Below are 26801 nucleotides of genomic sequence, written 5' to 3' on the forward strand. Positions count from 1 at the left end.
AGTATATCTTGCACAAGGGGCAACAGATTTACGTAAATCAATTGATGGACTAGCGGCTATTGTAAACGAAGAATTTGAGTTAGATCTCTTTTCTTCCTGTTTATTTGTTTTTTGCAATCGCTCACGCGATAAGCTAAAAATTCTGGTTTGGGAACATAATGGTTTCTGGTTGCACTATCGCAGATTGGAAAAGGGAACGTTTTACTGGCCAACTGAGCATAGGGGTGTGCCACTTACTATATCAAGACGACAATTGAGATGGCTTCTTGATGGATTTTCTTTTCAAAAAAAACAAGGGCATCAAGCCGTACATGCGAGATCCATTCTATAAAAATCATATATGTAAAAGGAATTTGGATAATTTTGTCGAATGGATTTATCTATGAAAACAACACTCTCACATTCAAACCAACCCACAATTGAATCACTTCAAGCTCAAATAGAGGAACTCACGGCAAAAGTGAGATGGTATGAAGAACAATTTCGTCTGAGTCAACAAAAACAGTTTGGTACGTCTAGCGAAAAAACACCTAATAATCAAATCGCTTTAGAACTGTTTAATGAGGCTGAGAAAGAAAGTGATTCTGAAACCCCCGAACCAGCTGTTGAAACGATTACCTATCGTCGCAAAAAGAAACGCGGTCATAGGGATGAGTCTGTCCAAAACCTTCCGATTGAAACGGTTGAATATCGTTTACTTGATGAGGAACAGGTTTGTTCGTGTTGTGGTGGTGCTTTGCATGAGATGAGTGTAGAAGTCCGAAAGGAACTGACGATTGTTCCTGCGGAAGTAAAAGTAACAGAACATAAGAGATATGTATACGCTTGTCGTAAGTGTGAATTAGACGAGGTATCCACACCGATTGTAACGGCCAAGATGCTAGCTCCCGCCTTTCCTAAAAGTATCGCTTCTCCATCGATTATGGCCTACATTATGACACAAAAATATGTAGAGGGATTGCCTCTTTATCGTCAGGAAAAACATTTTGAACGAATGGGGATCTTCTTATCACGACAAACGATGGGAAATTGGTTATTATATGGGGCTGATCGATGGTTAGTGATTTTGTATGAAAGGATGCATGAACACCTACTTACTCGAACCATTCTTCATGCGGACGAAACAACCTTCCAAGTTTTACGCGAACCTGGGCGGGCCGCAACAACGAAGTCCTATCTGTGGCTATATCGTACAGGACGAGAGGATATCCCTATTGTCCTCTATGACTATCAACCTACAAGAGCAGGCGAACATCCGAAACGTTTTTTAACTGGTTTTGAAGGATATTTACAGGTAGATGGATATAGTGGGTATCATCAAGTACCGGATGTCACCCTTGTCGGATGTTGGGCGCATGCGAGACGAAAGTTTGATGAAGCCTTAAAAGCTTTACCTGAATCACAGAAGGGGAAAAAAGTGAAGGCGAGCGAAGGCTTACACTTCTGTAATCAACTCTATTCGATTGAAAGGAAGCTCAAGCACGTCAAGCCTACCGAGCGATATAGGCAGAGACTTGAAAAAAGCAGGCCCATTCTGGACCTTTTTTCGGCATGGCTTCATGAACATAAAGATCGTGTTTTACCAAAAAGTGCGCTAGGAAAAGCCATCACTTATTGTTTGAATCAATGGAAGCATCTTAAAGCCTTTTTATTAGAAGGTCATTTAGAAATTGATAACAATAGAAGTGAACGTTCTATTAAACCGTTTGTAATCGGGAGAAAAAATTGGATGTTCTCAAATACACCGCGAGGTGCTAGAGGAAGTGCGATCATGTATAGTGTGGTGGAAACCGCAAAAGAGAACAATCTAAGTCCCTATCATTATCTTCGTTATTTGTTTGAAACGCTTCCCAACATCAATTTAAACAATAAAGAAGAAATTGATAAAGTCTTGCCGTGGTCAAAGGATTTACCATCTAGCTGTAGAGTACCGAAAAAAAGTGAAGCAAACAAAAAATAACTCCAAAATCAACTTTTATTGTATATTTTGGAGTTACTTGACGTTTACCTTATTGTGAAGAGAACCCGCCAAGCTGAGCTTGCAGTATCACGCGAAGAAGATCATATGGCGCAGTTAGCTTTGCAAGAAAAGATTGTGAATGAGAAAAAAGCGGAACTATATCGTAAGCAGTACGAAATAACAAAAGAGCAAACAGCGACGCTTTATGAACAAATTGATAAATTGCAAAAGAAATATGGAGAGTTGCAATATAAAGAACTAGTTCTTGTTTCGCGGTTAAATGCGGCACAAGCGATAAAAGAGAGCAACACGGCAATTGATTCTTTCCATACAGAAAGTACAGCGAAAGGCTTTGCACGCATTGAATCTTATGTGCAAAAGCTAGAAGCAGAAACAGCTGCTAGTAACTATTTTTACAATTTGAAGTCTCCTAATCAACAAGAAGTGTTAGATCAAAATTTGCAAGAAGAAGTACAGCGGGAGTTAGAGAAGTTAAAAGAGAATAAATAGTATGCAAAAAAGCCCATTTCATATGGGCTTTTTTTATCGATATTGCTTTTATCATATCGTTGTTCTTAAAAGAAGAGAAAAAGGAAGTAAAGGCAGCGGGGGTTTTACAGAACGAGAATTAAGGTTCATATAAAAAGACATCTTTATCTCGTAAAGATGCCTTTCTACATTTCTTTCGTAATATCATACTGCAACAATTGCTTTTGATCATAAAACTTCTCAAAAATAATGCCCATTACGTAGAAGAACGATAGACCAAAGCAAATGTGAATGAGTGTAAAGGTAGCTCCAAATGAAGAAAATTCATACACCATAATTGGTAATTTCGCAGTTGTCCAAACGCCTAAGAAAAATACGATGTACCTAATGCTTGCGCCTTTTTTTAATAGTAGTGCTGCAATCGGAAAGGCGATGTAGAGTGGACCGGCTGCAATTCCGCCTAATAATAGGGAGAATAAGATTCCATATATGCCGGACTTTTCTCCCATATATTTCATTAGTGTTTCTTTCTTCACCCACTGATCAAGTAACCCTACAAATATTAGGACAGGGGGGAGTAGAAACAGCATATCTAAAATGCTATTTCCCGTTAATTTTAATGCGCTCCATCCTAAAGATTGGTTTATAAAAGTTAATAAGAGGAGCCCAAACAGTAATATGAAAAAGAAGCGATATCTTTTTAGTTCATTCATACCATCACCACCCAAATGATATATGAGAATAGAAGTGACATGAGTAATGCAGATGCATTACGAGCGTAAGCAAAGCTTCGTCCGAATATCTTTTGTTCCATCGGCAAGGTTGTAATTCCTACTGACATTAATGTAGACATGAGTGCCGCAACTTGAGGAAGGCCTGCGCCGTGCTGTACTAACGTATTACCAAGTGGGAACACGACAAAGCTTGGGATAAGTGCAACGGAGCCGAGTATTGCAGAATAAATAATACCTAAGAATCCAGACTGTTCTCCAATGATGGAAGAGATGAAGGACGGTGTTAAGATAGAAAGTGATAGTCCAACGAAAAGCATAATGGAGAGCATGGCAGGGAGAAGGTTTTGAAATATTTTCCATGATTTTAATAGGACAACTTTCGTTTTATTCCGATCCTTCATAAAAGAAATCCCCGTAAGAATAATAGCCAAAGTGTAAAGGATAGCACCATTAATCATGATTAGATTCCTTTAAGTCTTTATATTTGTCTAAGAAAAATGATAAGTTTTTCATTTTTTCTTCAATATCCATTTGAAAATCTGCTAATTGTTCTTTTCCGGCTGTAGTAATTTTGTACATCTTTCTCGGCTTATCTGGAACGGATGTACTTACATAAGATTCAATAGCACCTTCGTTTTCTAATTTCTTCAGCGTGCGGTAAAGGATGGCACTATCGATTGGATTGACCGGAAGTTCTTCTTCACATTTCTGAAGTAGCTGCCCGCCATAGTTATCACCTTCCGCTAAAAATAACAAAAGAAATGCACCTGTATGTCTTCCTGTATGTTTCATGAATATACCTCCTAGAATGAATTGGAATATATACTGTTAATGACAGTATACTGTTGTTAACAGTATATGGTGAATGAATTTCTATGTCAATTTTAAAATGTGCAATTCAAATGTTACTGAGGGGAAATGGTAATCCCTGTTTTAATCTTATTAAATAACAAAATAAAAGCCTACTGTTTTCTTGTGACAGTGGCTTTCATAGTTGGTAAACTACTATATTACGCTTAGGGAATCTCGCACTTTGATAGTAACACATATATGTTAGTTGCATATTGAGAAATAAAAAAAGACACTCTCAAGAGTGCCTCTTATTAGCAGCCTAATCCGCCGCCCCAACAGCTAGCTCCAACGATGATTAATAAAATAAAGAGCACAACAAGTAAGGCGAATCCACCGCCAAAACCACAGCCTCCACCACAACTACCACCATAGCCTCCACCATAGCCTCCACCATAGCCCATATTAACTCCTCCTTCCATAAAGTCCATATATTAATGGATTTATTTCACTTTATGTTTTTACGGATGAATTGAGCAGGTCCTTTTGAAAAAATAAAAGCACTCGGTATTTTAAGAGAGGTGACGAACTTATTTTTGTCACGAGTATTACGCTTATTACATATGGTATTTTATTCTGTACATTTGGGGAAAGGAGATCGTTATGGCTAATTCTGAGATGATATTACGTTTACTTACGGATTTAAAGATTGAACAGCAAGCTTTAAGAGAACAGCTGGAGAAAATGCAAACAGCATTGACCATTCTTGAAGAAAAACCAACTGCTCTTGAAGAAAAACCAGCTGCTTCAAAGAAAAGAGCTAATTCTGGACGTCCAACATCTTTTCGTGATTGGAGAACATCAACTCAAAGGGATTAAGGAATCCTGTTATAGTAAGTTATACAAAATCATAAATGAAAAAGTACAGTTTACTGTAGTTAATACAGAGGCTGTACTTTTTGTTATGTTAGTATAAGTTTTGATAGGCGGTTTATCTATTTTGTAGAAAAACAACTTTTATCCCGCTATTTGCGGGCAGTAAAACTCCCACCTCAAAATGCGGCTGGAGCAAAGAAGGTAGGTGGGAGCCCTGCTGCCCGTAAAAGCCCGATTGGTGAAGACTAATAATCAGTGGGGGATGAACAAAACCCCCACTGATTAAAGTTTCACTTTATATTTTCTTTGACTACTCCACTTTTAACTCGATCCCTTTATCCAACATATCTCCATTAACTTTTAAAGTTAATCCTTGCGTATTTTTCGGTACATCGAATACAATGTTCCCTTCCGAATTTTCACTAGGATTAAGAACACCAAATTTAAATGTAGCGGTATTTGCAGCTTTAAGTACTAATTGAGATTCATTAGAAATGTAATATTCTCTTCCGGTTCCGTCAATTAATTTAAAGTTGTTGCTATTTAGTGTAATGGGTTCCTCTTGACGATTATAAACTACGACGTCTAATACTTTAAATACACCTCGTGCTTTAACTTCTCCGTTGCCTATAACATCTAATGAATCGACAGAGCCTATTGATATGTATATATCAGAAGAATCTCCATGGGTGGGAAGTTCTTTTTGAGGATCCTTGTTGCTAAGTTCATCATTCTTTGTTTCTTTAGAAGTCTCCTGTTCCCTTTTCGTGTTACTGCTAGATGTATTATGTGAACTGCAAGCTGATAATCCAAATAAGAATGTGCTACATAATAATGATGTTAATAACTTTTTGTTCATAGTCTGTTCCTTCCTTCCAAAATAAAAGCACTTTCATGGGTGCCATAATGATTTAATAAATCTATATTTTTCTTTATATGTATTAAATGTTTCGTTTTATTATATTGATTTTTGGAGGGGGAAGGAAACTTAATGAGGATTTCTTCGACTTGATACTCGTTTGTCGTTTTTTTTATGGCTGTATCAATGTTTTCGAAAATTTCATTACTCATCATTAAATCCCCCGATAATATTCAAATTAGCCTGTTTTTTATTTTAATGTAACTGAGATAGAATATGTATCCGATCATGCAAGAGATTTGATTTAATATTACATCGTCTATATCCATAGAACCTAAATAAGTGAAAAGTTGTATATTTTCTATCAACATTATAATAATAAAGCAGATAATCATAGTTTTTATAAATGTCTTTTTAATAGGAAATACGATAGGAATTAAAAAACCTAAAGGAATAAAAGGGATAATGTTACCTATAATATTTATAAAACTAGAAGTAATATTCATATTTGATATATATTCTTTTAGAGTTCTAAAAGGAATAAAATTCGTTCTGTTTCCTCCTAGTTCATGTATGTTTCGATAGTTATCTTGAGCCATATTTATGACATCTTGCACATTACCAAAAAATTTAAATATTATGAAGTTAATTAGTAATATAATATACAATCCAAAAATAGTTTTCCAAAAAGTAGTTACATTCATAAGATAATTCCTTTTTAAAATAATAAATTTATCCAATTTTAACACAAAAAAACTTGAATGGGATAATTCATAATGTTTTTATGGATATAAAGAAAAGACACCCTAAGGTGCCTTCCTCTGACTTGAACCATTTTCATGTAATACGAATCTATTCGTATTACCCCTTTGTTATAAGTATAAACACACCCTATAAAACAGAATCGTTTATATACACCAGATTGTTAGTTCATAAAATACAAGGAATTTGAGATTAGTATCGGAGTAACGCCACATCCCCTATAATGATTGATATGTTACGCCTGTCAAAAGAATCTGCTTTATAGAACGTGTCCACAATTTATATTTTACTATATTTAATATTCACTAAGTGTATTTTTCGTTAATATGCATAATTACATAAAGTTTAAGGGGAAAAGAGAGTATACTTTGGTATTGTGTAATAAAGATAAAGGCCACCTACGGAAATAGGTGGCCTTTTTAACGGATAAAGAAAAGACACCCATATAAGAGTGTCTTTTCCGATAGTTTTTTAGCAGAAGCAAGAAGCTCCAACAATGATTAATAAAATAAACAATACAACTAATAAAGCAAAGCCTCCAGAAAATCCACAGCCGCCACAACTACCACCAAATCCCATAATAGTTCCTCCTTTAATAAGAGGGGAAAACAAGGGGTCACTCATGTATTTTAACGGATTCAAATTACTTTATGTTTTTTATGCAATAATTGAGCAGGTCCTTTTGAAAATAAAGAAAAGACACCCTAAGGTGCCTTTCTCCGACTTGAACCATCTTAATTTTAATAATATGTATTGGACTTCCATCCAAATATTATTTTACCATGTTAAGTTGTTTTATTCATTGAGAAATAAAATTCAAATCTATATTTTGTTGTTTTTGGAAATATTCCATATCAATCATTACAATACACGTTTTAGTTTTTGAATTATGTATCTGTCTAAAAGTTGAAATTAAAAAGAACCCCATAAATGATAAACCATTCCACTAACAAAAAACACTAATCCTAAAACAAAAACAATTAAAGCAAGTATTCCATTTTGATTATGTTCCATAAAATTAGCTCCTTTTAGATTTATTTTTATATACAAAAAAGCCTTTAGTCGTAATTATGGCTAAAGGCTTTGAGCATTATACTTTTAGTTTATAAAATCTTATAAGAAAAAGAACCTGTATTTTATATAGAGAAGAATTTATAATGTTTTTTTATCAAATTTGGAACTGAAAATGTACTAGCTTGATAATGAAGCTTGGCTATTAGAATTGAAGAATTTTAGTTTTATTATAATTAATAGAAATGAGAGTAGTGTGAATATAAATCCGCTCCAAATAAGCTGGTGAATACCTAGGTTTGAAATAAACCAGCCTCCAATAGTTGTTCCTAGAGTAATTCCGAGATTTGAGAACGAAACGAATAGACTATTACCAAATTCAGGTGCTTCTTTTGCTTCGCTTATTAACCATGTTTGACCAACAATTAATCCACCAGCATGTACGATTCCCCAAATGAATACGATAAAAATCATCGGAACAAGGTAGGAACCTAAATAATAAACCAATATGTAAACAACAGAATATAGAATAGGGAATGATATTACGGTGTTTATTATGCTTTTTTGCAGGAGACTACCAAATAAATGATTACCTAAAATCATAACTATACCAAATATGAATAGCATGATACTGATGAGAGATCCATTCATGGAAGTTACTTTTGCAAGGTACTCGGCGAAGTAGCTGTATACGGAAAACATGGCTGCAAAAAGGAATGTGACGGTTAAAATATTTAACCATAATCCTGGTTTGCTGAGTATACGAATTTGTTTGCCGAAAGACATTTTTTCTTTAACAGGCATAGAAGGAAGGAAGATTAGTATTCCAATGAATGCAAGGGCGTTAACAAGCGCTCCGAATAAGAAAGCAATTTCGAGTGAAAATTGGTCTGCAAGGTAAGAGGTTAGTGGTACACCTAAAGCAAAGCCAACCGTAATTCCCATAAAAACTTTTGTAACCGCTTGACCGCTTTTTTCTGGAGGGACAAGTTTAGCAGCTGTTACAAGAGCGATTGAAAAGAAGAGTGGGTGAAGTGCTGCCGGTAAAATACGAAAAATAAGCATGATTTCAAATTGTGTTGTATAAGCGTAGATTATATTTGAAATAACAAATGTAAAAATTGCTGTTAATAAAATTATTTTGCGATTAATACTAGAGACGAGCAGAATTAAAAACGGACCAGAAATAGCAACAACTAGTGCGAATATACTTACTAAAAATCCGGCTTGTGCAGTTGAAATACCGAATTTTTGAGTGATTTGTGGTAATACGCCGACAATACCCATCTCGGTAGTAATAATTCCGAACACACCTATTGCGAGTGTCAGAATAAGTAAAGGATTTACTTTTTTCATTTATAAAACTCTCCATTCGTATCAGTATTTTGAAAGTGAATTCATTAACAAAGAAGCATTATTACAAGGATGATTGGATGTCAATATTATTAGGATTATGTAATTCGAAACACAATAACAGATATCTAAATAACTAGATATGATATGTTAAAAAAATTCTCCTTTCTATGTTTCTTGCTTTTATAGGTAGTGCAATTTTATAAAAAAGTAATTGGATGCCTGTAAAAAAGCAGATTATGTGAAAGCTAATAATCAATTGATATGCAGATTGATTATTAGCTTTCATTTTATAATTCGTTTTGAACGTATTCAGAAAACTCTCGTATTGTTTTTTCATTTCGACGATAGTATGTCCATTTTCCAATTCGGTCAGAGTCTAGTAGTCCTGCTTTTTTCATAGTTAATAAATAACTAGAAATAACCGATTGGGCTAAGCCAGTTTTAAGCTGGATATCTCCTACACACACTCCAACTTGAAAGTTAAGGCCTTGCTCTAGATAAGGTTTTTCATCGAAATGGTTTTCTGGATTTTTCAACCATGATAAAATTTGACATCTTGTTTCATTTGACAATGCTTTATAAATTAATAAAGGTTCCATAAGGATATTATATCTACTTTTATAGATTTGTAAATGGGTTTTGGTGATTTTAAGGAAAGAAGGTATATGTAGATTCTTTTAAATGTGAATGAGGTAATCTAGTAACGGGCTTATTTTTTCTTCGTTTGCTGTTATATATTATGTTTGTCAACGGCAAGAAGCATTAGAAAAAGCAGGACAATAATATTAAATTGGCTGCCATTCGCAGGAATTTAAGCCTTGCACTTATGACTATTTGGTTTAGCAATCGATATGTTGTGCTGAAACGTCAATATATCTTAAAAAGAAGCTCTCTTTATCAAGAGAGCTTCTTTTCCTATTTCTTCTTCTTTTCTGTCGGTTGGCTTTGTTTAGCGAAATTAGATGAATCATCGAAATTCGGTTGCTTTTTACTAGCATTATTACTTCTACCTTTTCCCATATGTAATGCACCTCCCCTCACCCTTACTATTCCCAAATAAAAAATCCTCTTGCATCCAAGAGAATTTTTTATTTGGCTCTTATTAATAATGCCCAACTGTTCCCGTGCATCATTGTTTATAGGGGTAGCGTCAGGTTTATGCGGATTTATAACGTTTAGGAAGTTTTAACCCATTAAAAAAGATCGACTTTTTTAAACGAACGACGAACCGCAGGCTCGGTGTCAGTCTTCGATTGCCTGGTAGACCATGGTCCAGAAGTCGTGGATAAGCCGTGCGGAATTCGGGACTGATAGCCCGACCTGGGTAAGCAAGATTCCGGTGAGCTGGTTGTCCGGGTCGGCGTAGGTCGTGGTGCCGCTTCCACCGTCCCAGCCGAACTGGCCGATGGGCGCGTAGTCGCCACGGTAGGTGCGCACCGCCATCCCGAAGCCCCATCCACCGTGCTGCCCTTGGCCGAATGACACATGGACGTTGCCCTTGGCCATGGCGTTTCGAGCTGCTTGCTGCTCGGGCGTGAGGCGGTTGGTGGTCATCAGCTGGACGGCGGGCCGGGACAGTATCCGTTCGCTTTCGTGCATCCCATGATTCAGCAGCATCCGTAAATAAGCGTTGTAATCGTCGACGGTGGAGACCAGCCCACCGCCGCCGCCCTGGAACGCCGGAGGCTGGCTCCAGCGTCCCCCCTTGGCCTCGTCCCACACGATGAACTCTCCAGTCTGTGGGTCGGGGGCGTAGAGGGTGGGCAACCGGTCGATCTTGTTGGCGGGCACGTGAAAACCGGTGTCCTTCATGCCTAGGGGGTCGAAGATGCGTTCGCGCAGGAACGTCTCAAAGGACTGGCCCGTGACCCTGGCGATGAGTACGCCGAGTAGATCGTTGCTGATATGGTATTGCCAGCGCTCTCCGGGCTGGTACATCAGCGGAAGCTCGCCAAGGCGGCGCATCCACTCATCCGGCTCGGGCATCGGCACCGGTAGATCGGGCGTGAGCCCCTTCTCGAAGATCGCGTTCATGATCGGAGTGCCCAGCGACGTAATATCCATGCCGAGCCCGAACGTGGAAGTCAGCAGGTCCCGTACGGTAATCGGCCGCCGCGCTGGCACGGTATCGTCCAGCGGGCCGTCGATCCGCTTCAGCACCCGCCGGTCAGCGAGTTCCGGTAGCCATGTGTCTACCAGGTCATCCAGCCGCAGCTTGCACTCGTCGAGCAGGATCATTGCCGCCGCAATCGCAAGCGGCTTGGACGTCGAGGCCATCCGAAAGATCGTGTCCCGGCGCATCGGCGCACCACCATCATGGCGCATCGTGCCGAGCGCTTCGACTTGCGTCTCACCGTTCCGGCTGACTAAGGCGACGACCCCAGGAATCTTCCCGGAATCGACATGTCGTGCCAGCATGTTGCGCATTTTGTGCAGCCCTGTTTCGGAGAAGCCTTTGTTACTTTGTCCCATCATGAATCTCTCCTTTTTTCCCAGCCCTATTGTTTTAAAAATACAAATTCTCTTTTGTTATTCATGCTTGAAAGACCTTTGTCAAAAAGGTGGATTCGATGCATGAATAACAAAAGAGAATGAATATTGGCAATCAAAATCTGACTCACTTCCTTTTCTAGGTTATCAGAATTGAGATATGTCCTGCACTTAGCATAGAGCCATGTGTTCATCAGATGTTTATTCTACAAGCGTTGTCTTGCCCACCCCATTGGAGCCGAGCAGGGCGAAAATACTGCCCTTTTTGGGGAATAACTTTAGCTTTCTAGATGCCCTATCTAAATCCCTTCCATAAAGATTGGAGCCCACAAAAAATTGTAGCTAATATAAATGAAGCATATAATAATAGAACTTATGAATTTGGTAACACATACTCAGGAATAGGCTCAGATGGTATAGAGATTAGCGTGTATCTAGATAAAAATGGGGAAATCATCTCTGCTTTCCCATCGGAATAAATTTTATTTTTAGTATAAAGGAGTACAATAGTAATGAAATATCCATATAGTTTTGAAGTACTTACCAACGGAAAATTAGTTATGAGACTTCCCAGAGAAATTAAACTTATTGAAACTTGTTTAGGCGTTGAAGTTTCTGCATTTGGAGATTGGATTTTAGAAGAAATACATAGTGTTTTAAACGGGGAAAAAGATTGCGTGGAAGTAAATGGAAACATTTGCGGTTTAGAAATTCGGAAAGATACAACTATCGTCCTAGACAATTTGGCCGAAGATGGTAAGGGAGAATTTTGCGAGATAGAAACGGTTGAATTAGTAGACTTAATTCATATTTGGCTAGATAAACGAAAAGAATTTAAAAAAGGGAAAAATAAAGAATTGTAATAATTTAAGTGGCTGACTTCTATATGAAGTCGGCTTTATCTATTATTTCACACATCTCCCGTTATCTTACGTTTTAAGATCGTTTTTTCTAGATAATTATTAGCAATAGTCATCGCAAGAGGTTCTGAAGATATTTTAGAGATGACTATTGCTAAAATTGTCTTACAAAAGAAGAGCAAGGACGTTATATTCGAACAGGATATCCCGTAAGATAGAAATTTAGGAGGCTATTTATAAATGATAAAGATTATATTTATGAAGAATTAAGTGACTTTTTAGATGGAACATTCCATCAAGATATGGGAACACCAGAAAAAGCCTTACACGAATTTATAGAAGAAGCCCACAAAGTTTGTATAGAAAATACTATAAAGTACATAACTGCATTTTTAAACAGTGATCCATCCACGGAAAAAAAGAAGAATTCATTGAATATTATACTGACATTTATTTTCCTGCTTTAAAACTAACTCCCCTAGAATGGCTTGAACAAACAGGTGAAACGTTAAAACAAGCATTAAAAAATACTTAGTAAAAATCGATCGCCCATAGTAGGCGGTCTTTTTTTCTTAAAGGACCTGCTCAATTAATGCTTAAAAACATAAAGTAAAATGAATCCGTTAAAATACATGTGTGACCTTGCATTTCCCCTCCTACTCAAAGGAGAGATTAACATGGGCTTTGGTGGTAGTTGCGGCGAAGGCTGCGGTTTTGCTGGAGGATTTGCTTTATTAGTTGTACTATTTATTTTATTAATCATAGTTGGAGCTTCTTGCTTCTGCTAAAAAAACTATCGGAAAAGACACTCATATATGAGTGTCTTTTCTTTATGAAAAAATACCTACACAATGTGCAAGTATTATATTTAGTTATATCAAATCTTCAATCACAGGATCATCATAACAAAATGTACCGTCAATCTTCTTCTTGGGGTCAATCCGTTCTATTAGCTTAATGGCTATGCGGCGAGAACCCTAAAAGAAAAAGAATAAATCCAAAAAGTACCCACATTTTTTAAAATGTGGGTACTTTTTGGATTTATAAGGGCATTTTGGCACAGGTGCTCGGTAAAGTTTCTGTTTGTCCGAAACTTTACGTAGATTACAGATAACATTCACAGTAACTCCAGATACTTGTTTTAAGATGAAGTTCATCAAACACAAGGAGATGATAGACATGTTTAAAACATTATTAGCAGGAACACTTTTAAGTACAGGATTATTAGCGGGTGGTGCAGTAGGCACAGAAGATGTGAAAACGGACAAACTAAAGTCAAATGAAAAAATAGAATGGAGACAAACAAATAAAAGTGAAAAAGAATCCGCAAAAAAGATGGGAAAAGGTACAGAAGTTGGTCAAAATCAACCGATGTCAGTTACAACAAGTGTAGATGGAACAACAACTTCTTCGCCAATCCATAACTTACCTGAAGACGCAGTGCCAGCAATTCCTAACGAAGATGTAAAATCTAACAATAGTCAAACTTTTGAAATGCCTGAGGACACTGAATCACAAACTGGATTCGAAATTGGAGCCCCTGAAAAAATGGAACATGCAAAAACTGTTGAAAGATCAGAAGGCACAGATTTTCAACAAGGGAAAAATTCACCAACAAAAAAGGAAATTAAATAGTATATAGTTATAACGAAGAGCATCCAAAAAGTGGTGCTCTTTTTATATTATAGGGTCACCATATCGTAAACTTTATGTAATACATATTTGTAAAAAATACACTAAATAAATATTACATGTAGTAAAATACAAATTGTGGACACGTTCTATAAAGCAGATTCTTTTGAAAGGCGTAACATATCAATCAGTATATAAGATGTGGCGTCACTCCAATACTGATCTCAAATCTCTTATATTTTGTGAACTAACAATCTGGTGTATATAGACGATTCTGTTTTATAGGGTGTGTTTACAGGTATAACAAGGGGTAATACGGATAGATTTGTATTAAATGAAAATGGTTCAAGTCGGAGGAAGGCACCTTAGGGTGTCTTTTCTTTATTTACAAAGGGACCTGCTCAATTAATCCCTAAAAACATAAAGTAAAGTGAACCCAGTGGAATGCATGTGTTACCTCGCGTTTTCTCCTAAAAAAGGAGGGATTGATATGGGATATGGCGGTAGTTGCGGTGGAGGCTGTGGCTTTGGTGGTGGATTCGCGTTACTTGTTGTGCTCTTTATTTTATTAATAATAGTTGGAGCTAGCTGCAACGGATTCGGCTGCTAAGGAGAGGCACTCATGAGAGTGTCTTTTTTTATAGGGTATTGCACCATAAAATGAAGAAATTCATTGTTCTCCATAACGAAAATTTGATTTTTTTACAGTTATTCAAGATAAGCGATTCTGGTGCAAAAATAGGTCATAGTCTTACTTTCATTCCTAGATACAACTTGTTGAACTGATAAATGGGGGTGATGACAGGGTAGTTGGTACTACTCCTTAACGTAGAATGGTGAAGGGAAACTTTTTTGTCATAGAGAATATATACAGAATAGGAATCTAAGTATGTACTTTCAGGTGGAGGGAGAAATTTCATGAATAAATTTGTAAATGATAAGTTTTATGAAACGAGAAATAACCTATTAAAGGAGATTAATTTATTGAGTGATGCTCAATTCAATAGTAAGCCAGATATGAATAAATGGAGTATAGCACAAGTTTGTCATCACTTAGTTTTATTAGATGAGGCAGCTATAAAAGTTATTTCATTTGGATTAAAAGAGATTAATAGTAGCCAAAAAGAGTGTCAAGAAATTCACTCTATATTGTTAAATAGAACGAAAAAATTTACAGCTCCAGAAATTCTTGAACCAAGCTTAGAACCATTTGAAGTTCAACAAATGATTGATTTGTTAAACGATTCGAGAAAAAAATTGATGACTTTCCTTAGTACAATAGAAGATGAATCTATGTTAGCGAAAAAATCAGTGAAGCATCCTGCTCTGGGAGAATTACTTCTTAATCAGTGGATAGAACTGATATATTTGCATGAACAGCGTCACATAGAACAAATAAAAGAGATAAAACTACTTTTTGAAAATAGTTTGAAATAATGAAGTCTTTGCTAAATATATATTTAGGATGTCTTTAATAATCAAATCTATATTTTGTAGCAAAAGTAATATCTTTAAAAAAAGATATTACTTATATAAATTATTTACTTAATGCATCGCATAATTTCTATTTGGAAATTTCAGGATTCATTTTACTAACTGATTTATAATTACTATAAATTCAGCCAATGGAAGAGAAGAAGGGGGATGGATATTTATATTGGATAGTATAAACCCCTATATTCTCTGATCAATTTTATTTAATCTTACCAACTACCCACTCCAACATCAGCCTTCAACCACTTCACCCAATCCAAATCCTCTACCTTAAGCAAACTCAATGAAACACCCTTCATATCTAAAGAAGTTAACAGCGTACCAACCTTTACGAATTTAACTTGTAAGCCTTCCAGCTCGCATAAACGGCGAATGTCGTTTGCGAAAATGTATTGTTCCATTAATGGTGTCGCACCGAGTCCATTAATGAGGATGGCGAAGTTGTCGCCTTTTCTCCAGCGATAAATGCTTTTTAGTTTATTCATTAGTTCGATCGCTAATATTTCAGAAGAGGATAGCGCTTCTTTACGGTAACCTTGTTCACCGTGGATGCCGACTCCGTAAAAGACTTCATCGTCGTTTAATGTGAATGAAGCTTTTCCTTGGACTGGATCATTCGCAGGTGAAAGGGCGACTCCTAATGTGTGTAAGTTTTCGGTGACAGAACGGCCAAGTGCTGTTAATTCTTCTAAAGTATGTCCTTCAAGAGCGGCCGCACCAAGTATTTTTTGAACGAAAACAGTGCCAGCGACGCCGCGTCTTCTTTTATTAAAAGAAGCATCATCTTCAATTGAAACGTCGTCATTTACGATGATGTGGTTAATGTGTCTACCTTCTTCTTTAGCGATTTGTTCTGCCGCTAAAAAGTTCTCTACGTCATCTTTAAAGTTTTTAATGATGAATAAAATGCTTTTATCCTTGGGCATAAGGCGAGTTGCCGCTTCAATTTGTTCGACTGTAGGCGGAGTGAAAATACTGCCGTTTACTGCCGCCGTAAGCATTCCTTTTCCTACATAACCAATATCAGCAGGTTCGTGTCCGCTACCACCGCCGCTTATAATGACAACATTTTGCTTCATTTCTGCGATATCTTTTACATAAATGATGTTATTTGTTTCGTCGTAATTTACTTTGTCGTTATGTTCAAAATAAAAGCCATGCAGCATATCTTGAACAATATTTTCTACATCATTCATAATCTTTTTCATTGTTCTTGCCACCTTATGATTTGTTTGCTGATTGTTCGAGTAAAAGTAATAATTGATTATTTATCATATTCTTCATGAGTGAAGACATAATGGATGGATCTACTTCGCATTTGCTTTCAATCCAATCTTTTATCGTTCCAACGAAGCCGTGACTATAAAAGGAGGCAATTGTATTTTTTGTCTCATTCGAAAGGCTGAATCTACAGCTCATGGATAGTTCATCAATAATCTTCATATATAAGTTTTTCGTATGCTCAAATAAATAGTGATTAAATGAGTTTTGCTCTGTTACTTTAAATGCATTTCGGTAAAACTTTTGATTTTCATAAAAGTAATCAAATAATAAATCGAAAATATTTTCCCATGTTTCATAATCGAGAAAGTCTATAATGTTTTCCTTCGTTTCTTCTCTATAAATCCAGCTTAATAGTTCGAATTTATCTTTAAAATGATAATAAAAGGTTTGCCTGCGCATTTGACAGTGTAACATAATATCGCTTACTGATATTTTATGAAACGATTCCGTTTCCATTAAATGTTTCAATGAGTTAGCGATTATCTTTTTAGAAATTATAGAAGAGGTCATCTTAATCATCCCTAGAATGTAGTAATATGAAAATCCTATCTACAAATGAAAGAAGTGTCTTTAGACAAATTGCCCATTTTGTCCGTTTACTATAAAACGCTTTCATTTTAACATGAGTAGTAAGAAGAAGATTTCAAATATATCACAATATATTAAAGGAATTGAGGGAAAATCACAATGAAAAAGATTATAAATAAACCTGAAACATTAGTAATGGAGATGTGCAACGGAATGGTTATGGCTCATCCAGAACTTGAGTTTTTGAAAAAATATAAAGTCATTAAGAAGAAAGAAATGAATGAAAATAAAGTGACGTTAATTAGCGGCGGCGGTAGTGGTCATGAGCCAGCGCATGCAGGGCTAGTCGGAAAAGGGATGTTAGATGCAGCAGTGTGCGGAGATGTGTTTGCTTCTCCTTCACAAATTCAGGTATATCAAGCAATTAAAGAGACAGCTAGTAAAAAAGGAACGTTATTAATTATTAAAAATTACAGCGGCGATATTATGAATTTCAAAAATGGTTCGCATTTAGCGACTGAAGATGGAATTGAAGTCGACTACGTAAAAGTGGACGATGATATTGCGGTAGAAGATAGTCTTTATACAGTAGGACGCCGCGGCGTTGCGGGAGTTATTTTAGTTCATAAAATTGCCGGCGCAGCAGCGGAAGCAGGTATGGATTTAGGAGCGGTGAAAGCCGCCTCGGAAAAAGCAGCGGCTAACGTGCGTACGATCGGTTTAGCACTAACTTCTTGTACAGTTCCAGCGAGTGGATCACCTACTTTCACACTTGCTGAAGATGAAATGGAATACGGCGTTGGTATTCACGGTGAACCAGGAATTAAACGTGAAAAAACGATGTCAGCTGATGAATTAGCTAACCGTATGACAAATGATCTAATGAAAGATTTAGGAGTAAAAGATGGCGAGGAAATCGCGCTTCTTGTAAATGGTTTTGGCGGCACACCACTGCAAGAACTTTACTTATTTAATAACGCAGTTACGAGAGAATTAGCTGCTAGAAACATTAAAATAAATAGAGTATTCGTCGGTAACTATATGACGAGTATCGACATGGCAGGTATGTCTTTAACAGTGATGAAGTTAGATGACGAGCTAAAAACATTACTATCGAAAGAGTGTAATACACCTGCGTTTAAAGTAGATGGACCAGTTGAAAGTGTAGAGTACGTGAATGTGCTTGAAGATGTAGAAGAGAAAGAAGTTTCATTTGAACTAGAAACAGCGGAAGAGCACGCTGTTATTAAAGATAATGTCATTACATTAAACAACATGATTTATCTCGTTGATAAAATGAGTGACATCATTATTAAAAACGAAGTACCGTTTTGTGAGTTAGATACGCATGCAGGTGACGGCGACTTCGGAATGAGTGTTGCGAAAGGGTTTAAGCAATTAAAACGTGAGTGGCATTCTATTTTAGAACAAGAGAATGTAACGATTGAATCATTCCTTGACAGTTGTTCAATGATTATTATGGAACATTGCGGCGGCGCTTCAGGTCCAATTTGGGGCGGAGCATTCCGCGCAGCTAGTAAAGCGGCAGGCGAAAAATGTGAGCTAACAGCCAAAGAGTTCGCTGAAATGTTACAAGCGGCACTTCACGGCATACAGTCTATCGGTGAAAGATCATTCGGTAGAGGAGCGGTAGTTGGTGATAAAACGCTTGTTGATGCACTTGCACCTTGTGTAGATTCATGGATTGACAGTGCTTCAAACGAAGTAGATGTGAAAACTGCCTTTGAAAAAGGAGCAGAAGCAGCGGTTAAAGGCGCAGAGTATACGAAAGAAATCGTCGCTCGCATGGGCCGCGCCGGTACAGTTGGTGAAAGAAGTTTAGGATATCCGGATGCAGGTGCACATGCGCTTGGGGTTATCTTTACGGAGATTGCGGGTAGTTTAAAATAGTAAATAGAAGATCCCCTCTGCCTTAAGGTGGAGGGGATCTTCTAATATAGTTGAATGATATATTAATGTGGTTTAGAAGCAAATCAATTACTTTAGTTGCAAATGATTTCGGTGCAGAGTTCAAGGTTAAATGGGCTGAAGTTAATAAGTAGTCTGCTATATGTTGTTTAAGAAAGGGCACTCCATTGAGGGAGTGCCCTTTTCGTAATTAATGATGTTAACGGATAAAAAACTCTTTGTATTACCAGGAGTCACCGTGGCTGGATTGCATGTACATAATTGTACTAGATTTAGTCGAATCAACTTGTTCCTTAGATTCTGATTGTGAAGGTGATGCTAATCCTATAGATAAAGCAGCTGAAAGGGTTAAACCTAAAATCGTTCCGAAAATTTTCTTCATTATTTTAACGCTCCTTTTTCGAAAGTTTTTTCTTTAGCTTGATGACTAAGATAAAAGTATTTACTAGCAGTTAAGTCGTTACTTTCTTCGTAAAACTTAACTGCTAGTTTTTCAGTGTATTCTTGTGTGTAATTATAGAGTTGTTGTGTGTCGAAAAATGAGATAGCTTCCAAAGATAATTCTTCGAGAATAACAGCTGAAACACCTTTATTCATACAATCTAAAAGTTTGAAATGATATAGGTATTCTTTGTTGTCTAGCTTCTCACAAATTGCTAATCCTCGTTCGATTAACTCGGCAGACTGTTCAAGTTCACCAATCTTTAAATGCTCTCTAGCTTTAAGGAAGATGGCCCTAAAATGCTCTGGAGTTTTAGTTGTTACTTCTGATAAGTGTCGAATTGCTAAAGTGGATAAGTTTTGGCTACTATATAAAAACCCTAAATTATTGCGGACTCTTAATATTAGGGAATCCTCATTATTTTTACGTAAAATATCTATTGCAGAATTAAATTTTTCTTCTGCCACAGGGAATTGTCTTATATCAATACATGCTAAACCGTATAAGTTCTCACAAGCGGCAACATTATTTTCATAACCATTATGTTTAGAGAAAATCTCTTTAGCTTTAGTCACATGTTGAATTGCTAATAGAGGTTGATAGGTATGAAGATAGAAGTTAGCAAAACGATAGCTAAATTCGGCTATTTCAAGATCGTCATGAATATGTTGTAATAGCGTTTCGGCTTTTTCGTAGTATTCCCAGGCTTCATTGTTGTTTGAAATTAGTGTAGTGTGAATTCCTTTGAAAAAGTGATAATAATAAGACAACGATTCATTTTTTGGTATATCCAGTGAATCAATTGCCTGGAAGCTTGTTGGTGTGATGCTTAAATGATCAAGCAGAACTTTAAAGCGAAAAGTAAGAAGTGAGTAATGGAATAGTAAATTTGAATCTTCATTAATACTATTTATGTATTTATCAATCTCGTCTTTTAAGTGCTGTGCTTCCTTTAGATGCTGGGCACGTATCTCTTGATACCAGGTATTTAGCAGTTGTGTAATTTTATCGCCAATTTTAAGCTGGTTTACCATGATTCTCCCCGCTGTCAACTGTATTTTATTTATATATGAGTATGTATATACTAGCAAGAAAAATGGGGTAGTAGAGCTTTGTTTTGAAAGGAAAATGTTTTTCAACAATTTTCAGATAATTTAAAAGTGATTAGAATACAATAAAAAGGAATCTAATTGGATTCACTAGGGCATATATTATTTAATGAGTTTTATTTAAATAAAACCTTTAATGAATGTAGTAATATCAGTAGAATATAAGGTCATAATTACAACGACTATATACATAGCTAATAGAGATTTGGCATTTTTTTGTTCTTTTACTTGATTCTTATTAAGAGTCATTAGGTAAAGGAAAGTGAGTGCAGTTCCAATAACGGTACATGCTAGTAATATTTTTGGGAATAGATCCGCCTGTTCTGATGCAACACGTATTAAAGTATTAACATCGATTCTGAATGCTACAAGTGGTACCTATGTTAAATATGGGATGAATAGTAGTAATCAAGAAGTGTTTTTTTCGTATTTTCTTCATAAGGATTGTGTCCTTTCGTTGGTAAATTATTCGCTTTTACATAAAACGTATTAGATAGTATAGCGAAGTGGGTATATTGTGCTACAGAATATTTGTGTCCTCTTTAGTTCGAGTTATAAATGGATTGTAAGGGTAGGATCTTACAATCCATTTTTTTATGATTTCCTATAAATCTTCTTAATTATAGTCAGATGTAATTAGCATTAAGTATATTGTAAAATCTTGATTGGAATAACTATAAATTCCCAACTGTCTTCCTTTTAATTTTGCTATCCTACGCATTCCCACCCTGCACGAAAAAATATTTCTCAACATTTTATCTATTGAAAAATATTGAATATTCTTATTATAAAGAATATTATATTGCTATCGGCAAAAAAAACGATAATTCGCAGACACTGGGGAGGAAATGCATTGAAAAAGAATAAGAAGTTAAAACCATTATCAGTTTTAGCAACAGCCGCAGTACTAAGTAGTAGTTTTGCTTTTGGAAGTCATGCAGCGTATGCTGATGCGCCATCATCTCTACCAATAGATGAGCATTTAATACCGGAGGAGCGTTTGGCAGAAGCGCTAAAACAACGGGGCGTAATTGATCAATCTGCATCACAAGCTGAGACGTCAAAGGCTGTCGAAAAATATGTTGAGAAAAAGAAAGGGGAAAACCCTGGGAAAGAAATCATTAAAGAAGATAGTCTTACGCAAGAGGCTTCTGATTTTATGAAAAAAGTAAAAGATGCAAAAATGAAGGAAAATGAACAGGCGCAGCAGCCGGCAGTAGGGCCAGTAGCTGGACAAGATGCAGGATTGAATTCTAGTAAATTAAATGGAAAAGTACCTACTGCACCAGCGAAGCAAGAAGAGTACAACGGAGCTGTTCGAAAAGATAAAGTACTTGTTTTACTCGTAGAATTTAGCGATTTTAAGCATAACAATATTGATCAAGAGCCAGGATACATGTATTCTAAGGACTTTAATCGTGAACATTATCAAAAAATGTTATTTGGTGATGAACCATTTACGTTATTTGATGGATCGAAAATTAATACATTTAAACAATATTATGAAGAACAATCTGGTGGCAGCTACACAGTTGATGGAACTGTAACGGAATGGCTTACTGTTCCAGGGAAAGCTTCAGATTACGGTTCGGATGCGGGCACTGGACATGATAACAAAGGTCCTTTAGGGCCACGTGATCTTGTGAAAGAAGCATTAAAAGCAGCGGTAGCAAAAGGAATCAACTTAGCTGATTATGACCAATTTGATCAATACGATCAAAATGGTGATGGAAATAAAAACGAGCCAGATGGCATTATTGATCATTTAATGGTTGTACATGCTGGCGTTGGTCAAGAAGCTGGCGGCGGTAAATTGAAAGATGATGCAATTTGGTCTCATCGTTCAAAACTTGGGTCAAAACCATATGCGATTGATGGCACAAAATCTTCTGTTTCAAATTGGGGCGGAAAGATGGCTGCATACGATTATACAATCGAGCCTGAAGATGGAGCGGTTGGTGTGTTTGCGCATGAGTATGGTCATGATTTAGGATTACCAGATGAGTACGATACGAAGTACTCAGGACAAGGTGAACCTGTTGAGTCATGGTCTATTATGAGCGGCGGCAGCTGGGCTGGAAAAATTGCAGGAACAGAGCCAACAAGTTTCTCACCACAAAATAAAGAGTTTTTCCAAAAGAATATGAAGGGCAATTGGGCGAATATCGTTGAGGTAGATTACGATAAACTTCGCACGGGAGTCGGTGTTGCAACATATTTAGATCAAAGTGTTACAAAATCAAAACGACCAGGAATCGTTCGTGTTAACTTGCCAGACAAAGATATCAAAAATATCGAATCGGCATTTGGTAAGAAGTTTTATTACAGCACAAAAGGAAATGACATTCATACAACACTTGAAACACCAGTATTTGACTTAACAAATGCAAAAGATGCTAAGTTCGATTATAAGGCATTCTACGAACTTGAAGCGAAGTATGATTTCCTTGATGTAAATGCAATTACAGAAGATGGAACGAAGGTACGTATTGATAGAATGGGCGAAAAAGATGTAAAAGGCGGCGCGGATACAACTGATGGTAAGTGGGTTGATAAATCATATGATTTAAGCCAATTCAAAGGGAAAAAAGTAAAACTGCAATTTGAGTATTTAACAGATATTGCAGTAGCTTATAAAGGATTTGCGTTAGATAATGCAGCATTAACTGTAGATGGCAAAGTTGTTTTCTCGGATGATGCAGAAGGCCAGCCAGCAATGACATTAAAAGGATTTACTGTATCTAACGGATTGGAACAGAAAAAAAATAACTACTATGTAGAGTGGAGAAATTACGCTGGTTCTGACACGGCGTTACAACATGCGCGTGGCCCAGTGTTTAATACAGGAATGGTTGTATGGTATGCGGATCAAAGCTTTACAGATAACTGGGTAGGCGTTCATCCAGGTGAAGGATTCTTAGGAGTAGTAGATTCTCATCCAGAGGCAATCGTAGGTACATTAAACGGACAACCGACTGTGAAGAGCAGTACGCGTTATCAAATTGCCGATGCGGCATTCTCATTTGATCAAGCGCCAGCATGGAGAGTAGATTCGCCAACTCGCGGTATCTTTGACTATAAAGGATTACCAGGAGTTGCAAAATTTGATGATTCTAAGCAGTACATCAACAGCGCCATTCCAGATGCAGGACGTAAGTTGCCGAAACTAGGATTGAAGTTTGAAGTAGTAGGTCAAGCTGACGACAAGTCTGCAGGTGCAGTTTGGATTCATCGATAGAATAAGGTGAAACTATGAGGAGCTGTCCATAAGTTGGTGAAACCGACTTATGGACAGCTCTCTTCTTATTGTAGAAACGGGGCAGTTTAGTTTAGGAACCAGTTCATTGGAAAGCAATACTTTGAAAGTGAAAGAGACTATAGTAAAAAATATATAGACTATCGAATATGGAAATGGAATTAAAACTCTATACTTTCGGAATTTTTTACGCAAGCAAACCATTGACCTATTATCTCGTTATGATGCTTAATAATTTGAGACGCCGATAATACTGTAGAATTATATGTACTATGTCCATTCTTTACAAGAGTAACGTCATATCCTAAGCTGTATGCACGCCGGCATGTTGCATCTATGCAAATTTCAGATTGAATTCCTGCTATAACAACTCGGTTTATATTTCTCATTTCCAGCTCTTGTTGAAGACTCGTTTTATGAAAAGAATCCGGATGATTCTTTTCAAGAACGACATCTTCTGTTGCTGGAGCAATTGATTTATGAATTTCCCATCCAGGTGTCCCTTGTCTAAGCGAGGAACCAGACTTCCCGTTAAACTTCATATAAAAAATAGGGGCTGAAGCAGAACGGGCTTTAGAAATCAATAATTGAATAACTCTTAATAATTCCATTCCATTATATAGGACTTTTCTCTCTTCAAATGAACCTACCTGTACATCAACAATAAGGAATGCTGTACAGCTTTTCATCATAAATACCCTCCTAATACTTGGTTCAAAAATACAAAAGTGAAATATATACAAACTACAATGCTATGCATATTTAATGTGTCCAAAAGTTCCAAAGAATATTGCATGGAGGTATGAAGTGGATTCCAATAATTATAATTAGTAAAAACTGTTTTAAATAAAGGACATGAAATTGGCAATCATATAATGAATCGTGTTAAAAGGTATGTTCTCAGGATTCTATTGCGATTTTAATGAGGATAGCATTGTTTTTATAGGCTACATTTTAGCGAAATAAAAGCTCAAAAAGCGATATGTATATTAACAATGTTACATTAGTGTTTTTCTTTTTATTTATATATTCGTAAGTAAAATAGCATAATATCAATATGAATTCCTATAACAATATGAGTTTTTGCATATTTTAAAATTTAGTATATCCTCCAAAAAGTTTTAATTGTATAATGTGTTTTGTCATAGTCTTTTAGATTTTTCGACAAAAAATAACAACAATAGAAGACGTATGGGGAGAGGGTATTATGTACACAAAACTATTAAAATCAATTACATCATTAACGCTTATTGGTAGCGCTTTATTATATACAAATGTTGGTGAGATTAAAGCGGCTGAAGCAGGCATTTTTTCTGATGTGCCGACATCGCACTGGTCTTATCCTGCGATTAAAGACTTAGCGAGTAAAAATATTATTTCAGGCTATGGAAATGGGAAGTTTGGTTTTGGTGATGTTGCGACGAGGGAGCAAGTTGCGGCTTTAGTTTATCGAGTGTTAGTACCGAATAAGCAAGGCGGTTCGTTTAGTAATGATGGAACTCGTTATGTATTAAAAGATGGATCTACTTTAAACAATCCGTATCGTGATATTCGCTCAGGTTCTACAGCGTTTCCTGAAGAGGTTTTAACGTTAACGAAATTAGGGATTTTTAAAGGTGATGGAAATAGCGGTTTTAGACCGAAAGATTCTGTTAGTCGTGCGGAAATGGCACAAATTCTTACAAATGCTTTTCAAGTCTCTGCAACGAAAAAACATACATTTAACGATATTCCAAATGGTTTTTGGGCAGAAAACGCGATTAGTGCGGTGCAGTCAAATGGGATTGCAGCTGGGACAGGTGAAGGGAAGTTTGGGCCATATTCTACTGTAACACGTGAACAATATGCACAGTTTTTATATAAAACTTTACAATATAAAAATACTAATACGCAAGATGCAGAGGATGCGGCATTATTAACAGCATTTAAAGATGAAGTACAAAAGCGTATTAATACATATGAAACGAACATTACACTTCCATATAAAACGAAAAATAGTAATACAGAAGAAGTGATGAATACACTTTTTAACGCATATAAAGAAGTCGCAAATAAAAATGAGTATACAAATTATAATAGATCGAATGTTTCATATGGACTTTCTGGATCACCTGGAAATTATACATTTACGCTGAAAATTACATATCGTGAAACGAAAGAACAGACAGAGTATGTAATGAAACAAGCGAAAGCAATCGTTTCATCTATTATTCAAGTGGGAATGGATGATCACGAAAAAGTGAAGGCGATTCATGATTACGTAGTAAAACATGTTTCTTATGATACGTCTTATAAAGCGTATACAGCATATGAGGCGTTAGCGAATCGTTCAGCAGTTTGCCAAGGTTACGCACTATTAACCTACCAATTATTAAAAGAAGCTGGAATTGAGAATCATTTTGTAGTAGGAACTGGAGACGGCCAACCTCATGCTTGGAATTTAGTGAAAATCGAAAATAAATGGTACCACCTTGATACAACATTCGATGATCCAATACCTGATGAACAAGGCCGAGTAACGTATTCTTATTTCAACTTATCGGATGAACAAATTGCAACAAATCATGAGTGGAACCGTGGTGAATATCCACAGGCTACTACAAATTATTATGATACACTTACAAATAAAATTGCAGCAGGCGGTTCTAAAGCACCTGCATACGGGCAAATATTAAAAGATACAAAACTAAATTATTTAGCAAACGAGTACGTTGCGAATAACTATAACGAATTGAAAAATAAAATGCAGCAGCGCTATAGTGTAAAAACAGAAAAAATTGAAGTTCTTTATAAGCAATCAATGGACGGTTCACTGCAAGATGTGAAAAAAGCAATTGGAGAAATCGGTTTTCCGAAAGGGGCTAACCGTGTTTCTTATAAAGCGGAACCGTATAATGCAAAAGAAGGATATTCTTTGGTGACGATTACGTTTATATATTGA

At 36.4% G+C, this 26801-nt stretch carries 28 protein-coding genes and 2 pseudogenes; 14 read left to right on the forward strand and 16 right to left on the reverse strand.

Annotated features, from left to right (window positions below):
- The 3 genes and pseudogenes from tnpB to CQZ94_RS18260 form a co-directional block, all read left to right on the forward strand.
- A partial coding sequence (gene tnpB / locus CQZ94_RS18250) for an IS66 family insertion sequence element accessory protein TnpB (RefSeq protein WP_142395863.1) occupies nucleotides 1-331 on the forward strand: 331 nt, incomplete at its 5' end.
- A gap of 39 nt (nucleotides 332-370) precedes the next feature.
- Nucleotides 371-1960 (forward strand): IS66 family transposase, encoded by a 1590-nt coding sequence (gene tnpC / locus CQZ94_RS18255; protein ID WP_105586491.1) that lies wholly within the window; start codon nucleotides 371-373, stop codon nucleotides 1958-1960.
- 48 nt (nucleotides 1961-2008) lie between these two features.
- Nucleotides 2009-2470: pseudogene (locus CQZ94_RS18260) on the forward strand (PspA/IM30 family protein); the annotation flags it as partial.
- 164 nt (nucleotides 2471-2634) lie between these two features.
- Here the strand turns inward: CQZ94_RS18260 and CQZ94_RS18265 are convergent.
- From CQZ94_RS18265 to CQZ94_RS18280, 4 genes are all read right to left on the reverse strand, one after another.
- Entirely contained in the window at nucleotides 2635-3162 is a 528-nt protein-coding gene (locus CQZ94_RS18265; RefSeq protein ID WP_142395864.1) for a permease, read from the reverse strand.
- Entirely contained in the window at nucleotides 3159-3641 is a 483-nt protein-coding gene (locus CQZ94_RS18270; RefSeq protein WP_105586493.1) for a hypothetical protein, read from the reverse strand. The genes CQZ94_RS18265 and CQZ94_RS18270 overlap by 4 nt, the downstream gene beginning before the upstream one ends.
- On the reverse strand, nucleotides 3634-3975 hold the full coding sequence (locus CQZ94_RS18275; RefSeq protein WP_002159060.1) for a PadR family transcriptional regulator: 342 nt from the start codon (nucleotides 3973-3975) through the stop codon (nucleotides 3634-3636). Before CQZ94_RS18275 ends, CQZ94_RS18270 begins: the two co-directional genes overlap by 8 nt.
- A gap of 311 nt (nucleotides 3976-4286) precedes the next feature.
- Nucleotides 4287-4436 carry a YjcZ family sporulation protein gene (locus CQZ94_RS18280; protein WP_105586494.1) on the reverse strand — a complete coding sequence of 50 codons (150 nt, stop codon included), beginning with the start codon at nucleotides 4434-4436 and terminating at the stop codon, nucleotides 4287-4289.
- Between the two features lie 199 nt (nucleotides 4437-4635).
- On the opposite strand from CQZ94_RS18280, the gene CQZ94_RS18285 reads away from it, so the two are divergent.
- A complete protein-coding gene (locus CQZ94_RS18285; RefSeq protein ID WP_105586495.1) occupies nucleotides 4636-4851 on the forward strand; it encodes a preprotein translocase in 216 nt (71 codons plus the stop codon).
- A gap of 307 nt (nucleotides 4852-5158) precedes the next feature.
- Here the strand turns inward: CQZ94_RS18285 and CQZ94_RS18290 are convergent, their stop codons facing one another.
- From CQZ94_RS18290 to CQZ94_RS18330, 7 genes are all read right to left on the reverse strand, one after another.
- Nucleotides 5159-5707 (reverse strand): DUF4352 domain-containing protein, encoded by a 549-nt coding sequence (locus CQZ94_RS18290; RefSeq protein WP_105586496.1) that lies wholly within the window; start codon nucleotides 5705-5707, stop codon nucleotides 5159-5161.
- Complete coding sequence (locus CQZ94_RS18295; protein ID WP_105586497.1) at nucleotides 5704-5919, reverse strand: hypothetical protein; 216 nt, start codon at nucleotides 5917-5919, stop codon at nucleotides 5704-5706. The genes CQZ94_RS18290 and CQZ94_RS18295 overlap by 4 nt, the downstream gene beginning before the upstream one ends.
- A gap of 21 nt (nucleotides 5920-5940) precedes the next feature.
- Nucleotides 5941-6411: a VanZ family protein gene (locus tag CQZ94_RS32400; RefSeq protein WP_105586498.1), complete on the reverse strand. Its 471-nt coding sequence runs from the start codon at nucleotides 6409-6411 to the stop codon at nucleotides 5941-5943.
- 529 nt (nucleotides 6412-6940) lie between these two features.
- Nucleotides 6941-7048 (reverse strand): YjcZ family sporulation protein, encoded by a 108-nt coding sequence (locus CQZ94_RS18305; protein ID WP_000505673.1) that lies wholly within the window; start codon nucleotides 7046-7048, stop codon nucleotides 6941-6943.
- Between the two features lie 612 nt (nucleotides 7049-7660).
- On the reverse strand, nucleotides 7661-8836 hold the full coding sequence (locus CQZ94_RS18315; RefSeq protein WP_105586500.1) for an MFS transporter: 1176 nt from the start codon (nucleotides 8834-8836) through the stop codon (nucleotides 7661-7663).
- Between the two features lie 287 nt (nucleotides 8837-9123).
- Nucleotides 9124-9435: an ArsR/SmtB family transcription factor gene (locus CQZ94_RS18320; RefSeq protein ID WP_002011018.1), complete on the reverse strand. Its 312-nt coding sequence runs from the start codon at nucleotides 9433-9435 to the stop codon at nucleotides 9124-9126.
- Between the two features lie 643 nt (nucleotides 9436-10078).
- On the reverse strand, nucleotides 10079-11308 hold the full coding sequence (locus CQZ94_RS18330) for a serine hydrolase domain-containing protein (protein ID WP_105586502.1): 1230 nt from the start codon (nucleotides 11306-11308) through the stop codon (nucleotides 10079-10081).
- 308 nt (nucleotides 11309-11616) lie between these two features.
- Here CQZ94_RS18330 and CQZ94_RS18335 point away from each other — a divergent pair, with 308 nt between their 5' ends.
- The 7 genes and pseudogenes from CQZ94_RS18335 to CQZ94_RS18365 all read left to right on the forward strand — a co-directional run bounded on the left by CQZ94_RS18335 (nucleotide 11617) and on the right by CQZ94_RS18365 (nucleotide 15255).
- Nucleotides 11617-11805 carry an EndoU domain-containing protein gene (locus tag CQZ94_RS18335; RefSeq protein ID WP_374954550.1) on the forward strand — a complete coding sequence of 63 codons (189 nt, stop codon included), beginning with the start codon at nucleotides 11617-11619 and terminating at the stop codon, nucleotides 11803-11805.
- Between the two features lie 33 nt (nucleotides 11806-11838).
- A complete protein-coding gene (locus tag CQZ94_RS18340) occupies nucleotides 11839-12189 on the forward strand; it encodes a hypothetical protein (protein WP_070141113.1) in 351 nt (116 codons plus the stop codon).
- A gap of 233 nt (nucleotides 12190-12422) precedes the next feature.
- Nucleotides 12423-12721 (forward strand): annotated as a pseudogene (locus CQZ94_RS18345) (contact-dependent growth inhibition system immunity protein).
- A gap of 142 nt (nucleotides 12722-12863) precedes the next feature.
- Nucleotides 12864-12974: a YjcZ family sporulation protein gene (locus CQZ94_RS18350; protein WP_000505669.1), complete on the forward strand. Its 111-nt coding sequence runs from the start codon at nucleotides 12864-12866 to the stop codon at nucleotides 12972-12974.
- A 391-nt stretch (nucleotides 12975-13365) separates the two neighbouring features.
- On the forward strand, nucleotides 13366-13821 hold the full coding sequence (locus CQZ94_RS18355; protein ID WP_105586504.1) for a hypothetical protein: 456 nt from the start codon (nucleotides 13366-13368) through the stop codon (nucleotides 13819-13821).
- Nucleotides 13822-14308: 487 nt separating this feature from the next.
- Nucleotides 14309-14428 carry a YjcZ family sporulation protein gene (locus tag CQZ94_RS18360; RefSeq protein ID WP_105586505.1) on the forward strand — a complete coding sequence of 40 codons (120 nt, stop codon included), beginning with the start codon at nucleotides 14309-14311 and terminating at the stop codon, nucleotides 14426-14428.
- Between the two features lie 308 nt (nucleotides 14429-14736).
- Nucleotides 14737-15255: a DinB family protein gene (locus CQZ94_RS18365; protein ID WP_105586506.1), complete on the forward strand. Its 519-nt coding sequence runs from the start codon at nucleotides 14737-14739 to the stop codon at nucleotides 15253-15255.
- 266 nt (nucleotides 15256-15521) lie between these two features.
- On the opposite strand, the gene dhaQ is transcribed toward CQZ94_RS18365, so the two are convergent.
- Nucleotides 15522-16520, reverse strand: coding sequence for a DhaKLM operon coactivator DhaQ (gene dhaQ, locus CQZ94_RS18370; RefSeq protein WP_105586507.1), 999 nt, complete (start codon nucleotides 16518-16520; stop codon nucleotides 15522-15524).
- 13 nt (nucleotides 16521-16533) lie between these two features.
- A complete protein-coding gene (gene dhaS / locus CQZ94_RS18375) occupies nucleotides 16534-17106 on the reverse strand; it encodes a dihydroxyacetone kinase transcriptional activator DhaS (RefSeq protein ID WP_105586508.1) in 573 nt (190 codons plus the stop codon).
- A 177-nt stretch (nucleotides 17107-17283) separates the two neighbouring features.
- Between dhaS and dhaK the strand changes: the two genes are divergently transcribed.
- A complete protein-coding gene (gene dhaK / locus CQZ94_RS18385; protein ID WP_105586509.1) occupies nucleotides 17284-19035 on the forward strand; it encodes a dihydroxyacetone kinase subunit DhaK in 1752 nt (583 codons plus the stop codon).
- 241 nt (nucleotides 19036-19276) lie between these two features.
- Here the strand turns inward: dhaK and CQZ94_RS18390 are convergent, their stop codons facing one another.
- Together CQZ94_RS18390 and CQZ94_RS18395 are read right to left on the reverse strand one after the other, a co-directional pair.
- A complete protein-coding gene (locus CQZ94_RS18390; RefSeq protein WP_105586510.1) occupies nucleotides 19277-19435 on the reverse strand; it encodes a general stress protein in 159 nt (52 codons plus the stop codon).
- Nucleotides 19435-20529 carry a response regulator aspartate phosphatase gene (locus CQZ94_RS18395; RefSeq protein ID WP_105586511.1) on the reverse strand — a complete coding sequence of 365 codons (1095 nt, stop codon included), beginning with the start codon at nucleotides 20527-20529 and terminating at the stop codon, nucleotides 19435-19437. The genes CQZ94_RS18390 and CQZ94_RS18395 overlap by 1 nt, the downstream gene beginning before the upstream one ends.
- A gap of 928 nt (nucleotides 20530-21457) precedes the next feature.
- Here CQZ94_RS18395 and CQZ94_RS18405 point away from each other — a divergent pair.
- Nucleotides 21458-23842, forward strand: coding sequence for an immune inhibitor A domain-containing protein (locus CQZ94_RS18405; RefSeq protein WP_181149521.1), 2385 nt, complete (start codon nucleotides 21458-21460; stop codon nucleotides 23840-23842).
- A 179-nt stretch (nucleotides 23843-24021) separates the two neighbouring features.
- On the opposite strand, the gene CQZ94_RS18410 is transcribed toward CQZ94_RS18405, so the two are convergent.
- Nucleotides 24022-24552, reverse strand: a complete 531-nt coding sequence (locus CQZ94_RS18410; RefSeq protein WP_105586513.1) for a cysteine hydrolase family protein — start codon at nucleotides 24550-24552, stop codon at nucleotides 24022-24024.
- A 515-nt stretch (nucleotides 24553-25067) separates the two neighbouring features.
- Here CQZ94_RS18410 and CQZ94_RS18415 point away from each other — a divergent pair.
- Nucleotides 25068-26801 carry an S-layer homology domain-containing protein gene (locus CQZ94_RS18415; RefSeq protein WP_105586514.1) on the forward strand — a complete coding sequence of 578 codons (1734 nt, stop codon included), beginning with the start codon at nucleotides 25068-25070 and terminating at the stop codon, nucleotides 26799-26801.

It is taken from the genome of Bacillus sp. MYb209, from assembly GCF_002975175.1.
In the GTDB taxonomy this organism is placed as follows: Bacteria; Bacillota; Bacilli; order Bacillales; family Bacillaceae_G; genus Bacillus_A.